Here is a 12,457-nt window from a genome sequence, read left to right on the forward strand (position 1 = left end):
ATCCGAAGAATGATCAAAAACGCTTTGTCGTCTTTTCTCAATGAACGATTTTTGCACGACAGTAGAAAAACATCCTGATGTCTCAGCCGCCATTTCCAATTCCCCCTACCTGGAGCATAACTAAACTTTAGAATAACATTATATTTTGAAAGGCATTATTATACAGTAGTGGTTGTTTTATAAACAGTTATTTCAATTTTATCTCAAGATAGGGTCTTCCATTATGCATTCTCTGACTGCAGAAGCTATGTTTGGTTAGGTTCAGGGCTGCCTAAAAGATTTTATTGTTTTCCGGCCAAAAGGGCGGGAATGATACCTATCGGGTACTTCGGTCCGAGCACAGCTACCGGGTTGAGCTTGAACGTGACGGGGTGTGGAAGGCCGTGCATGACATTGATTTTGCCCCGGTTGCTGATGTCGATTACGAGGTCATGAACTGGTATGCGTCAAATCATCCCGACAGTGGCTTTAAAACGGTTTTAATGGCCACACGTTCTGCCCCGTTTGCCCTGTTTGCGGTGATAAAAAAGCGCACTGCATGGCGGATGCAGTGCGCAAGGAAGTTTGCCGTTCAGGGAGGGAGGGGCAGGGAAAATGTTGGCGGATCAGTTGGCTGTTGCGGCTTCGATGATCAGGTCAGCAACGGCTTTGGGCTGTGACACCATGACCACATGTGAGGCACCGTCAATTACGACCGTTTTCTTCGAATTGGCACGTTTTGCCATAAATTCCATGGCTGCTGGCGGGATGTTTTTATCGGCCGTGCCATAGATGTGGTAGGACGGGACATCTTTCCATGCGGTATCGCCAGACGGTTCGTTGAGTGCAAAATCAGTGACCGGGCGTTGTGCGATTGCCATCAGGCGGGCCTTCTCAGCCGGGACGTCGGCGGCAAATTGCCCATGGAATTTCGCCGGATCGATATAGAGGTCATTCACACCGTTGCCGAGCGGAACCGGAGCAGCCAGGGCTTCGCCCAGTGTGCCGCCGGGGAATTTTCCGGCCAGTTCGGCAATGGTTTCACCCTTTTGCGGGGCGAAAGAAGCCACATAGACCAGCGATTTAACATTTGCCGCACCCGTGGCAGCGTTGCTGATGACTGGCCCGCCGTAGGAATGCCCCACCAGAACAACGTCACCCTTGATGCTATCGATCAGGGATCGGGTATAGGCAGCGTCCCCTGAGACACTGCGCAGCGGGTTGGCAACGCTGATGACCGGGAAGCCTTCGGCCGCAAGGATCGGGGCAACACCGTCCCAGCTGTCGGACGCGGCAAAGGCACCATGGACCAGAAGGATGGTCGGTTTTGCATTGGCGGCAGCAGCATTTTCATCTGCAAAAGCCGGAGACTGAGCAGCCATCAGACCGAAGGCCAAAGCCGTGGCTTTCAACAGTTTTTTCACATTCAGCATTTTCATCTTCCTTTTCCTGGTTTTGCCGGTGATCGGCTAAACGTTGTTTCGATGAAATGCTTATAGGGGGCAAAATTAAATCGCACAATATTAAATCGTGTGCGATTTAATCACGCGCAATCACATAAACGTGAGCACGGTACGCCGACCAAAAGGAGTGGCGTAGGACCGGGATTTGGAGATGTGACGCGGGAACCGCGCGATGTGAGGGGAAGGTTTGTTTATGTCACGGCTGTGTGGATGTCCGCCTTCGCGGGCATGATGATTTTGGGCGGCGTTTTCAGGCTGGTATCTTTGTCGGCAGAAGGTCGGGCGGTTTAAGCGCGGGCGTTAGCCATTGTCGCGGGTGTTGGCTTCGCGGGTCAGTTCACCAAGATAAACCAGAAGATCGGCAATGCTTTCAGGCGTTAAGGTGAATTCCGGCATGGTCATGCTGTCGTGGGATACCGAAATGCCTTCGGCCAGCGCTTCTTCAAGGTTTTCAAGCGGCCAGCGTTGCCCGAAGCTTGCCAGTGCCGGGGCGTCAGTGATGGCCGGATCGGGCAGCGGGTCGCCTTCGAATTTGGTGTGGCAGCGCAGGCAGGTTTGTTCGGCAATCGATTGACCGCGCACCACATCACCATGTGCTTCGCCCTTGCGCGACATATAATCGCCAACACCCCAAAGGCCTGCGGCGACAACGCCGGTGGCAAGAATGACAAGGCTGATTTTTTGCAAAGGTGGTTCCCCCGGATGGTGGTTTCTTGTTTGATCAGTCCTTCTATAGCAGAGCATTGTGACCAATTCCCTAAGCTGAGCGTCTCTTTTGTGATGGGGAATTAATAGATATTGATAATCAGTCTCATTTTCGGTAAGTCTCGTATCGCTGCCGGTTCAGGCAGTGATTGCGTCGCCCAAAGGAAGATGCGGCTTGGCCGGAAATTCATCATCGTTAACCCTGTTTATGCGTCAGCGCCCGGCGCTTGTGAGCTATGCCAGTACGATCATCGGCAACCGTGTGCAGGCCGAAGATCTGGTGCAGGAAGCATGGCTGCGCTTTGATGAGGCGTCGAAAGGAAAATTCCTTGAGGATGCGACCGGATATCTGTATCGGATCGTGCGGAACTTGGCACTGGATAGCAAACGCAGTGCGGCGCGCGAACGCAGTGTAACCGGCGGCGCGGACTATGACATCGCGGTGCAGACGTCTGCGGCCGACAGTCCCGATCCGGAAACCATCGCCCTTTACAAGGATGACTATGCCAAGGTGATGCAGGCCATGGCAGAATTGCCCGACCGAACCCGCATTGCCTGTGAAATGCATCGTTTTGGCGGGGCCAAACTGCGTGAAATTGCACTGTTTTTAGATGTCTCGGTTCCCTTGGCCCATAAACTTGTGGCAGAAGGCATTGATCATTGTCGCGAACGACTGGGGGGATGGCCATGACGCGCAACCATGACCATCGCCGGGTTTTCGGCGTGACAGGCAATTGGCCTTCATCCATTTGGGGATATGGCGCGACACAGGTGTCGGGGAAAAATGCCGTAATGGGGTTGGTTGTGCAGAGCCTAGCAAAGGGAACGTGATGGCAGGAACGCGCGAGCCATCCAGCAAACAGGTGGCACAAGACGCTACCAATTGGTTGATCCTGTTGCAGGATGCACCCGATGATGCGGACCTGCGCGCGCGGTTTGATGATTGGTATGCGCAAAGTCCAGCCCATCAGAATGCCTGGAACACAACCCAAAAGACGGCCCGATTGATGGGGCAGGTGACCGCGCAGCAGATGACATCTTCGCGCAACGGTACCGCGGATGATCCCGCCGATTGGCAGCGTTTTTTGAAAGACACGCGGGCACATGACGTTGTGACCGGACAGGATAGCCACCTGGTTCGTGCGGCCAGTTCGGCCCATCGTTCCGATGCAGAAAATACGGTTGCCGGGCCTGAAATACAGGATGTGCCCGTCGAAAATACCGTGCCGGGGAATGCGGCAAAGGTCGTTCAGGCACAGGGACGCTTTGCCCGTCGAGGCAATGGGTCGTGGCGCGGTATTGGTCTTGGCGGGCTGGCGGTGGCGGCATCGTTGTTTGCCGCCCTGTTTGGTCCGAAAATCGCCACCCAGTTACAGGCCGACTACAGTACGGGCACCGGGCAGATCAGCACCATCACCCTTGCCGATAACAGCCGGGTGACGCTTGCGCCGGAAAGTGCCCTTCGTGTGACGTTCGAAGATGGCGTGCGGGCGGTTGAATTGCTGGGTGGCGAAGCCTTTTTTGAGGTAACGCCTGATCCGTCCCGCCCGTTTAAGGTTGCGGCTCGTTTGGCCGATGTTACGGTCCTTGGCACTGGATTTGATGTGTCGGAGGGGGCCGGGGTGACGCAGGTTGCCGTCGAACATGGCCGGGTGCGGGTGGATAACGCCGCCCATCTTGTCGCACATTCGGAATTTCTGGAGCCGGGGCAAAGTTTACAGGTGCGCGGCGATGGAAATGTTCTGCGCGGCGATACGCCAACAGGTCAGGTGGCGGCATGGCGCAATCATCAACTGATTGCGCAGGATCAGCCGCTTGGCGATGTGGTTGATCGTCTTCGGGGATACTTCAAGGGCGCAATCATCATCAGCGATGAAGCCCTTGCCGGGCAGGCCGTCACCGGGGTGTATCGCCTGACCGATCCGGTCTTGGCCTTGCGCGCAATTGCGCGTGCGCAAAATGCGGTGGTGCGTGAAGTGACGCCGTGGGTTTTGGTTGTATCCCCGTCATAAGCAAAAATGATCCGAGCCATGCTGTCTGTCTCGTGACGGGAAAAGGGCGATAAAACCGCCTTTTCACCAATGGGGAGAGACTGTTTTCCCCGGTTCGAGCCGCAGGATTTTGCCGATTTTCCCAGAAAAGAATGATTTTCCAAAAGTTTTTTTGAAAAAGCCATATCCCCGGTCGTTTTGTTTTGTATGCGAAATTGAGAAGCGTTTGCATTCTCAATTCAACTAAGGCATATGATGTGAAACCGGAGACAAAAGAATGACGAATGGGGGAGCAACCGCGATGCGTAATCGTGGTCGCGTGGCGCTTGTCGCGAGTGCTTTGATGATGACGACGGCATTGGTGCCTTTCGTGCTGGTAACACCGGCACAGGCACAGCAAGCCGGACAGAACGGCATTGACGGACAGAACGGCATTGACGGACAGCATGAATTTGACATTCCGGCCCAGTCGCTGACCCGGGCGCTGGCGCAGTTTGGCGTGCAGTCGGGGTTGCAGGTGACGGTGGATGGCGCGTTGGTGCGGGGTCTTGAGGGCCGCGCGGTTACCGGGGCCATGCGGGCGGATACAGCGCTTGAAGTGCTGCTCGGCGGGACGGGGCTGAATTATGATGTGACTGGCGATGGTACGGTGGTGATCGAAGCGCTTCAGACCGGGGCTGCGGCCGATGGCGAGGTGCTTGATCCTGTACGGGTTGAGGCAACCGGGGTTGAGCTTTCAGGTCCGAATGATGCAATCACCGACAGTTTCGTTGCCAATCGCAGCCGCACGGCATCCAAAACCGATACGCCGGTTTTAGATGATTCTGCGGCGGTGTCGGTTGTCACGCAGAAGGAACTGGAAACCCGCAATGTACAGGATGTGCAGCAGGCTGTTGCCTATACAGCAGGCGTGCAGGCGGGCGAGTATGGCTCGGACGTGCGGTATGATTATGTCCGCCTGAGAGGGTTCTATTCGTCGCTTTCGACGTACCGCGATGGATTGTCATCGCGTACCTATAACTTCACGACAGCACGTCAGGAACCTTACGGCTTGCAGCAGGTTGATATCCTGAAAGGGTCAACCTCCAGCCTGTTTGGCATGAATGGACCCGGTGGTCTGGTCAATCTGGTGACGAAACGTCCAAAAGATGAAGCCAGTGGCGAGGTCTTTACCACGTTTGGCGAAAATCATCTGCGCGGTGGTGGGGATGTTACCGGCCCGGTGGCCGAAGACAGCAACTGGACCTATCGCCTGACCGGGCTTTGGCAGGATGCCGAACGTGCTCAGGATTATTCGCAGGATGATCGTATTTATATAGCACCCGCCTTTACCTATGCGCCCAAGGCCGGGACGGAACTGACGTTGCTGACCAGCTATAGCAACCGCGAAAGTAACCTTGGGTACGGTTTTCCTACCGGGATTGAAACCAGCCGGGATGCCTTTTTTGGGGAGCCGGATTTCAACAATTTCGATACCGAAGAAACCAACCTTGGCTATGCGCTGTCCCATCAGATTACGGACAAACTCGAATTTCGTCAGAATGCGCGATATACCCATGTCGATCTGGATTATGAAACGGTTTATCTGAACGATACGACACCACTTGGCAATCGGTCTGCGTTCGCGATTTATGGCGAACTTGACCGGTTTGCCGTCGACAACCAGATGGAATATGACACCGCAGTTAACGACAATCTTGATAGCAAGACCTTGGTCGGGATCGACTTTAACCGCGATCAGAACCGTGAAAAGCGCTTTGACGGCACGGCATCGCCAATTGATCCCTACAACCCGGTGTATTGCGGAACGTCATGCATCAATTTCTCCAGCAGTTCAGATACGGAAATTACGCAGTCATCCTATGGTCTTTATGCACAGGAACAATTGACCATTGCCGATGACTGGATCGCGACGGTTGGCGGACGTTTTGATTATGTCCAAAGTGATGTTGATACGATTAGCAGCGGCACCGTCGAAGAGCGTGATGACCACAAATTTACATCGCGCCTTGGCCTGACGTACAAGGCAACTGACGAGGTTTCGGTTTACGGGAACTATTCGGAATCTTTCCAGCCGGTTTATTCCAGCACCTCGTCGCTTCCAGGGGGCGCGAAGCCACAGGAAGGCACGCAGTACGAGGTTGGCGTGAAATATCAGCCTGCCGGTATGGATGCGATGTTCACAGCAGCCCTGTTTGACCTGACGCAGGAAAATGTTTCGCAGTGGAATGCGGATTATTCTGTCCATCGTCAAGTCGGTGAAATCAATTCACGCGGGGTTGAGCTGGAAGGCAAAATGTCGCTTGATGACCGCACCAACCTTACTCTGGCCTATACCTATCTTGATGCCGAAATCACAGAGGACGTTGTTACGACCAATATCGGTAATCAGCCGGAAATGGTGCCTGAACATACCGCGTCGGCATGGATTGATCATACGATCCCCGAACATGGTGTGTTTGGTGATTTAACCTTTGGTGGTGGTTTGCGCTTTGTCGGATCGCGTTACAACAATAATGCCAATGCGTCGCTTCTGGGGTCGCACACGGTGGTTGATGCGATGGTCAACTATATGGTGACCGACAATGTCAGCGTAGCGATTAATGCCACCAACCTGTTTGATCGCGAGTATGTGTCGTCCAACACGTTTGGCAGTCGTTTCTTTGGCGACGGCCGCACTGTTCTGGCGACGCTGAAATACGCTTGGTAAGATCAAGGTTCACGCAGCTTGATACAAAAGAAACGGCCGCCCGATTAAGCAATGGGCGGCCGTTTGTCGTCTGTGGATGATATCTGTGCGAAACTTACTCGCGGAACTTTTCACGGGCCGGGGTGCCACCGGCACCGCGGCCGCGTTTCAGGCTGGGCAGGGCCAGCATCGCCAGAACAAACAGCCCGGTTGCCAGTTTAAGGTCGGGTGGGGGCATGCCCGCCGCCAGACAAAGCGACACCAGCTGATAATAAATGATCGCACCGACAAACGGGGCGAGCAACTGACGCCAGACCGATTGTTTGCCGACAACCGCCTCGCCAATCATAAGGGCGGCAAGGCCATTAATCAGAATGCCAAGGCCCATGTTCACATCGGCAAAGCCCTGTGCCTGCACCATCAGTGCCCCGCTGGTGGCGGAAAAACCGCTGGCAAGGCCGACACCGACAATCGTCGATACCCAGACCGAAATGCCCTGTGCCTCGGCCATCGCCGGGTTGGAGCCAACCGCGCGCAATGCGGTGCCCTTTTCGGTTTTAAAGAACCAGTTGAGCGCCAAAAACACGCCCGCACCAATCAGCCCGGCAATGATGATCTTGCTAACCGGAAAGCCCGGCGTAACAAACGGTGCCCAGTTATAAACCGTGTCAGAGCCAAAGATCGACAGGTTGGATTTCCCCATGATGCGCAGATTGATGCTGTAGAGCATCGTCATCATCAAGATCCCGGCAAGTAACGTGTGGATGCGAAACCGCAGATGAATAAGCGCAGTACAGCACCCGGCCAAAAAACCACACGCAAGGGCCGCAACAATCGCCAGTGCCGGATTAACCCCGGCCGCAATCAACACGCCGCAGACACAGCCGCCCAGCGGATAGGCGCCTTCGCTGGTGAGATCGGGGAACTGCAGGGTGCGGAACGGGATCATGATTCCCATCACCACAAAGGCCAGAATAAAGCTTTGCGAGAGTGTGACTGGCACCAACGCCACGTAACTTGTAAAGGTCGAAGAAATGAATTCCATCATGGTTTTAAGCCCCAGCCCCCAGCATCATGGCATCGGTCTTGACCGCGAAATGGTCAACCAGTTTTGCCACGGTGACATTGGCTTTTTCGGCGCCGCCGATTTCAAGTTTGACGCGCCCGGCATCGAGCATGATCACCCGGTGCCCGTAATCAACCGCGTGGGCCATATTGTGGGTCACCATCAATGTCGTCAGTTTAAAGGTATCAACGGCGCGCACGGTGGCCTGCATCACAAGATCGGCGGTGCGCGGATCAAGGGCGGCGGTATGTTCATCGAGCAACAATAAATCGGGCGATCCACCGACCGCCATGATCAGGGATAGCGATTGACGCTGCCCGCCTGAGAGCAATTCGACCTTGGTGTCGAGCCGGTTTTCAAGCCCAAGACCAAGGGCGGCAAGGCGGTCCTTATAATCGGCAAGTCGTTTGGCATTGAGCCCGCGCGCAAGGGTCCTGTCGGTGCTGCGCAGATCGGCCAAAAGCATATTTTCAGCAACGGTCATGCTGGCGGCGGTGCCCAGCATCGGGTCCTGAAACACCCGTGCAATCCGTTTGGCGCGTTTGTGCACCGGCGTATCGGTAACGTCATCGCCGTTGATGGCGATCTGACCGCTATCAAGGGGAAGTGCGCCTGATACGGCATTGAGCATGGTGCTTTTTCCGGCCCCGTTTGAGCCGATGACAACCCCGAATTCCCCGGTTTGCAGGGTCAGGTCAAGGTTATCAAGTGCGACTTTTTCATCCGGTTGACCGGCATAAAAGACTTTTCGTGCAGATCGGATTTCAAGCATCCGTCTTCTCCTTGGGGCATTGTGCCGTCATTCGCGATGGCATAATGCCCGAATGTCATTGGCGCCGACGGGGGCGGACCCGCGCGGCGCCAATGGGTGTTCACGTCAGGGCGAAGTTATTCGACAATGCAGCCGCAATCGTCAAACGATGCCGGGATTTCGATCCCGAAGGCCGCCGCGGCTGATTTTGAAATCATCGGCGCGTGGGTTTCATAGGTCGGGGCGGAGGGAGGAATGTCTGCCGGTGATTTGCCCTTAAGGATTTCAGCGGCAATTTTACCGGCATTCAGGCCAACCTGCCCATAATCGACTGAGAAACTGGCCGGAACGGTGCCGTTGGCAACCGCCGAGCTGTCAGAATTGACAATCGGCACACCGATCTGGCGGGCAGCAGCCGACACGGCTGCAATCGCCGGCTGGATCAGGTTGGATGCCGGGGTATAGATGACATCGGCCTTACCGGCGACCGATGTGATGCGCTGCAAGATGTCATTGACGTTATCAATGCCCACCGAAACGACGCTAAAACCGGCAGCCGGTGCGAGTTCTTTGACCTTTTCAAGCAGGGCAACGTCGTTGGCCTCACCCGGATTATAGGGGATGGCGAGACGTTTGGCATCGGGCAGGAGTTTGCGGGTAAATTCCAGAACCGCTGCGATGTCCTGCAAATCCGAGGCACCGGTCATGTTGGTGTCACCAGCGTCCCACGACGGGACAAGCTTGGCAGCAACCGGGTCGGTCACAGCCGAAAACACGATGGGAATGTCTGAACCGGCCAAAATCTGTTTGGCGATCTGGGAAACAGGGGTGGTTACGGTATAGATCAGCTTGGGATTTTCGGCCTGCAACTTCGTGATCATCTGGGGCACCAGAGATGCGTCAAAGTTGGTGTGGCTTTCGGAATAGGTGACATCGGTGCCTTCGACAAAGCCGTTTTCGGCCATGGCTTCCTTAAAGCCCGCAATCGCGGCATTGAGCTGGGGATGCTCGCCAAAGTTGGCGATGCCGACCTTGATGGTGTCGGCCGATGCGCTGCTGATTGATGCAAAAAGGCTACCGGCGACGACCAGTCCGGAAAGGAGGCCGGTTTTGTTGATCTTCATTCTGAGAAACTCCCTGATTTGCGTGGACCGGCACTTTTGGTGGCCAGTCTCGTTTGCGGATCATGCGAAGTTCCGGTGGGGGCGTCAACAAGATGTATGATTGAAATGCGCTTACACGTTACGCAAACGCCCGGCTTGAGATCGAAACCGAATTGCCCGCCGGGTCTTTCATGTTGGCAAAGCAATAGCTGTCCGCCTGATGGAGTGGTCCGACCTTGATCCCGCGTTCCAGCAAATTCTGGCGGGTATGTTCGACGTCGCGCACGTCAAATACCAGCTTGATCAGCGACTGGCCGTTGCGCTGTCCCTTTCCTGCCTGATGGAGCATGAGGATGAGACCGCCATCAGGTGCGATCAGTTCAAGAATTCGATCCCCGTCTTTTTGGGAGGGCTGATAGCCAAAGTGATCGGCATAGAATTGCACCATCGCATCGATATTCTTGCAATAGATCACAATGCGGTTGCATGGGCCGGGCGAGAACGGGGGCATGGCGGGTTCGGTTTTAACCACCATTTGGTGCCTGATAGACCGTAACACCATTCACCACAATGCGGCCATCGGCCAGAAGGCGCGTGCCATACTGCGTCGTGCCGCCAGGGCCGGGTTCGCCCGATGCCAGTCCATTGACGGCAAATGGGACAAGCGCGCCCAGAAGGGTCGGGCTTTCCGGCGTGCCAATCAAATTTTGCAAAAGGTCCTTGCCCAGAAGGTTAAAGTCCATTTCGCCGGTAAAGCCATATCGGGCGGCATGTTGGGCCAGAAGTTCACCTGTGCCAAGTGCCTCAAGACCGCGTGATTCAATATAAAATTCATCGATTTTGACCGGCGCACCATTATCGGCGGCCTTTTGCCAAAGGGCATTGCCGATTTGCTTGCGGGCCATACGCGGGGCGGTGCCGGTCAGCATGTCAAGGAAGCCTTTTTCAATGATCGGCTTGGCCTCGGTCCAGGGCAGGCCTTCGCTGCTGCTTTTGATGCGCACGGTGCGCGGCTGCAAAAGGCTGGGCAGCCATAGGCCATCATGGGCGTAATCAAGGTGGGTTTCACCGTTGTCGCCGGGATAGACAATCAGGCTGGCGGCCTTGGACGAGCCGCGCTTTTCCCGGTTTGCGCCGGTCCATTCGGCACTTTGCCACGAAACACGGGCTTGTTGGGGCAACCATTGCAAGACAAGGCCGTTCATCAGCCAGTGTTTGCGCGTGACCGGTTCATCACCAATCAAAAAGTCGGCAAACCCGTCAAAGGTTACCGGGGCATTTTTCACCGTGTCCCAGCGAAGATATCCACCGGCATTGCGCATGGTGAGATCGCGTTGGTCCGAGGTTGCCTCGGCATTCATTTTCGCCCGTTCGGGCAGTTTGATGTCGAGATCGACCTGATTGGCCTGATCGGTGTCACGGACAGTGACATGGACGCCATTCATGCGGAGCGTGCGCGGAGTGGAATAGCCGCTCAGGCCCAGCGAGATGTCATCATAGGTCAGTGCTGCGGCACCGTCTGAAGTGATCGTGGCATCCGACAGGGTTGCTGAAATGCCGCTTTGCATCAGGATGGCATCCATGACATCGCGTGCTTCATCGGTGGTGATGGCTTGTGCCTGCACTGTTAAGGCAGGCAGGGAAAGTGCCCATAAGCCAATCAATGAAAAAGCCGTACGAATGCGCATGCAGATATCTCCGTTGCGGGCCCGTTGCCGGGGTTTGCAGGGCTGGCGTGGCATGAAGCTTATTCCATACCGGCCCAAAAGCGTTGCCCTAACGTTTACCTCAATTTTGGTAATCATAGGGCAGATATTGCGCAACGGATCAATTGAGTTCAGATCCTAACTGACAGGATGCTGTCAGGAGGGGGGCTTTAGGATCGGGGATATCAAGTCGCTGACCAGCAGGGGATGGTCAGTTTTTATCATCCGCTGTTTTGCGGTAATTTTCACTGCCGACACCACATAAGAAGACCTCAACCGCACGTAAAACGCGTTTTTCGATCTCGGCGTTACTATATGTTGGGGGATCAATCATTTTTAGGATCTGTTTTTGCCAGTCGCCAATGATCATCGCATTGAACAGTTCGGCATCGTGAACCGGATCATCAACCACAATGTGACCAAGGTCATGTTGGCGTCGCAGATACCGGGACAGGCGTGCCCGCGTGCTATCGGGGCCGACTTTCATAAACTTCTCAACCAAAGGTATAAAATGTTGGCCTTCAGAAAACAGAATCTGCGTGAAGCGAATGGCTTCCTCGGTTAGTATCTTTTTGGCCAGTTTTTTACCGAAGTCTGTCAGGGCATCACGGGGAGGGAGATCGGATTCAAGCGAAATATGAAGCTCTGCGGAAAACTCCATGCATTGCTCTTCCATCACGGCAGCGAGCAAGCCATCCTTTCCGCCAAAAGCTTCGTACACAGTGGTGCGCGAACCGCCAGAACGGGAAATAACGTCATTAAGCGTCACACCAGAGAACCCTTTTTCAAGGAGGAGTTCCCATGCCGCATCCATCATGGCACGGCGGCGTGCAGACCTTCTAGAGGACTGGTTCTCTTGCTTTTCCGATGTTTCTTTCATCGTTTCCAATTCATTTGTTATTGGCTCTTGATCGTGCAGTGCACAATGTGTACTGTACCGTACAGTATTTTGAAATGCAACGGCAAAGCGCGTGGTATGCTTTGCTGACGGGACTTAGAAGGAA

12 protein-coding genes are annotated in these 12,457 nt (G+C 54.8%); 4 read left to right on the forward strand and 8 right to left on the reverse strand.

What is annotated here, in order from left to right; genetic code table 11:
* Nucleotides 1-284 precede the first annotated feature (284 nt).
* Entirely contained in the window at nucleotides 285-659 is a 375-nt protein-coding gene (locus tag AC0VXT_RS05560; protein WP_475547838.1) for an arylamine N-acetyltransferase, read from the forward strand.
* Here AC0VXT_RS05560 and AC0VXT_RS05565 read toward each other — a convergent pair.
* Together AC0VXT_RS05565 and AC0VXT_RS05570 are read right to left on the reverse strand one after the other, a co-directional pair.
* A complete protein-coding gene (locus AC0VXT_RS05565) occupies nucleotides 606-1,418 on the reverse strand; it encodes an alpha/beta fold hydrolase (RefSeq protein ID WP_475547839.1) in 813 nt (270 codons plus the stop codon). The genes AC0VXT_RS05560 and AC0VXT_RS05565 overlap by 54 nt on opposite strands.
* 324 nt (nucleotides 1,419-1,742) lie before the next feature.
* Entirely contained in the window at nucleotides 1,743-2,129 is a 387-nt protein-coding gene (locus AC0VXT_RS05570) for a c-type cytochrome (RefSeq protein ID WP_475547840.1), read from the reverse strand.
* Nucleotides 2,130-2,322: 193 nt separating this feature from the next.
* Between AC0VXT_RS05570 and AC0VXT_RS05575 the strand changes: the two genes are divergently transcribed.
* From AC0VXT_RS05575 to AC0VXT_RS05585, 3 genes are all read left to right on the forward strand, one after another.
* Nucleotides 2,323-2,838: a sigma-70 family RNA polymerase sigma factor gene (locus AC0VXT_RS05575; RefSeq protein WP_475547841.1), complete on the forward strand. Its 516-nt coding sequence runs from the start codon at nucleotides 2,323-2,325 to the stop codon at nucleotides 2,836-2,838.
* A gap of 139 nt (nucleotides 2,839-2,977) precedes the next feature.
* A complete protein-coding gene (locus AC0VXT_RS05580) occupies nucleotides 2,978-4,159 on the forward strand; it encodes a FecR family protein (protein WP_475547842.1) in 1,182 nt (393 codons plus the stop codon).
* Between the two features lie 256 nt (nucleotides 4,160-4,415).
* Nucleotides 4,416-6,848, forward strand: coding sequence for a TonB-dependent siderophore receptor (locus AC0VXT_RS05585; RefSeq protein ID WP_475547843.1), 2,433 nt, complete (start codon nucleotides 4,416-4,418; stop codon nucleotides 6,846-6,848).
* Nucleotides 6,849-6,942: 94 nt separating this feature from the next.
* On the opposite strand, the gene AC0VXT_RS05590 is transcribed toward AC0VXT_RS05585, so the two are convergent.
* From AC0VXT_RS05590 to AC0VXT_RS05615, 6 genes are all read right to left on the reverse strand, one after another.
* Nucleotides 6,943-7,875, reverse strand: a complete 933-nt coding sequence (locus AC0VXT_RS05590; RefSeq protein ID WP_417824361.1) for an ABC transporter permease — start codon at nucleotides 7,873-7,875, stop codon at nucleotides 6,943-6,945.
* Nucleotides 7,876-7,879: 4 nt separating this feature from the next.
* A complete protein-coding gene (locus AC0VXT_RS05595; RefSeq protein ID WP_475547844.1) occupies nucleotides 7,880-8,665 on the reverse strand; it encodes an ABC transporter ATP-binding protein in 786 nt (261 codons plus the stop codon).
* Nucleotides 8,666-8,781: 116 nt separating this feature from the next.
* Nucleotides 8,782-9,768, reverse strand: a complete 987-nt coding sequence (locus AC0VXT_RS05600) for an ABC transporter substrate-binding protein (protein WP_417824359.1) — start codon at nucleotides 9,766-9,768, stop codon at nucleotides 8,782-8,784.
* 118 nt (nucleotides 9,769-9,886) lie between these two features.
* The gene (locus tag AC0VXT_RS05605; protein ID WP_475547845.1) at nucleotides 9,887-10,282 is read right to left on the reverse strand and encodes a VOC family protein; all 396 of its coding nucleotides are present in this window, start codon (nucleotides 10,280-10,282) and stop codon (nucleotides 9,887-9,889) included.
* The gene (locus AC0VXT_RS05610; protein ID WP_475547846.1) at nucleotides 10,272-11,435 is read right to left on the reverse strand and encodes a hypothetical protein; all 1,164 of its coding nucleotides are present in this window, start codon (nucleotides 11,433-11,435) and stop codon (nucleotides 10,272-10,274) included. Before AC0VXT_RS05610 ends, AC0VXT_RS05605 begins: the two co-directional genes overlap by 11 nt.
* A gap of 229 nt (nucleotides 11,436-11,664) precedes the next feature.
* Nucleotides 11,665-12,333 carry a TetR/AcrR family transcriptional regulator gene (locus AC0VXT_RS05615; protein ID WP_101302387.1) on the reverse strand — a complete coding sequence of 223 codons (669 nt, stop codon included), beginning with the start codon at nucleotides 12,331-12,333 and terminating at the stop codon, nucleotides 11,665-11,667.
* Nucleotides 12,334-12,457 lie beyond the last annotated feature (124 nt).

Source organism: Thalassospira sp. Z349TD_5, assembly GCF_056173045.1.

Excerpts from the sequence above, each read along its gene's own strand:
- AC0VXT_RS05565 (WP_475547839.1), bottom strand. The coding sequence starts at position 1,418 with ATGAAAATGCTGAATGTGAAAAAACTGTTGAAAGCCACGGCTTTGGCC.
- AC0VXT_RS05580 (WP_475547842.1), top strand. The coding sequence starts at position 2,978 with ATGGCAGGAACGCGCGAGCCATCCAGCAAACAGGTGGCACAAGACGCT.
- AC0VXT_RS05585 (WP_475547843.1), top strand. The coding sequence starts at position 4,416 with ATGACGAATGGGGGAGCAACCGCGATGCGTAATCGTGGTCGCGTGGCG.
- AC0VXT_RS05590 (WP_417824361.1), bottom strand. The coding sequence starts at position 7,875 with ATGATGGAATTCATTTCTTCGACCTTTACAAGTTACGTGGCGTTGGTG.
- AC0VXT_RS05595 (WP_475547844.1), bottom strand. The coding sequence starts at position 8,665 with ATGCTTGAAATCCGATCTGCACGAAAAGTCTTTTATGCCGGTCAACCG.
- AC0VXT_RS05600 (WP_417824359.1), bottom strand. The coding sequence starts at position 9,768 with ATGAAGATCAACAAAACCGGCCTCCTTTCCGGACTGGTCGTCGCCGGT.
- AC0VXT_RS05605 (WP_475547845.1), bottom strand. The coding sequence starts at position 10,282 with ATGGTGGTTAAAACCGAACCCGCCATGCCCCCGTTCTCGCCCGGCCCA.
- AC0VXT_RS05610 (WP_475547846.1), bottom strand. The coding sequence starts at position 11,435 with ATGCGCATTCGTACGGCTTTTTCATTGATTGGCTTATGGGCACTTTCC.
- AC0VXT_RS05615 (WP_101302387.1), bottom strand. The coding sequence starts at position 12,333 with ATGAAAGAAACATCGGAAAAGCAAGAGAACCAGTCCTCTAGAAGGTCT.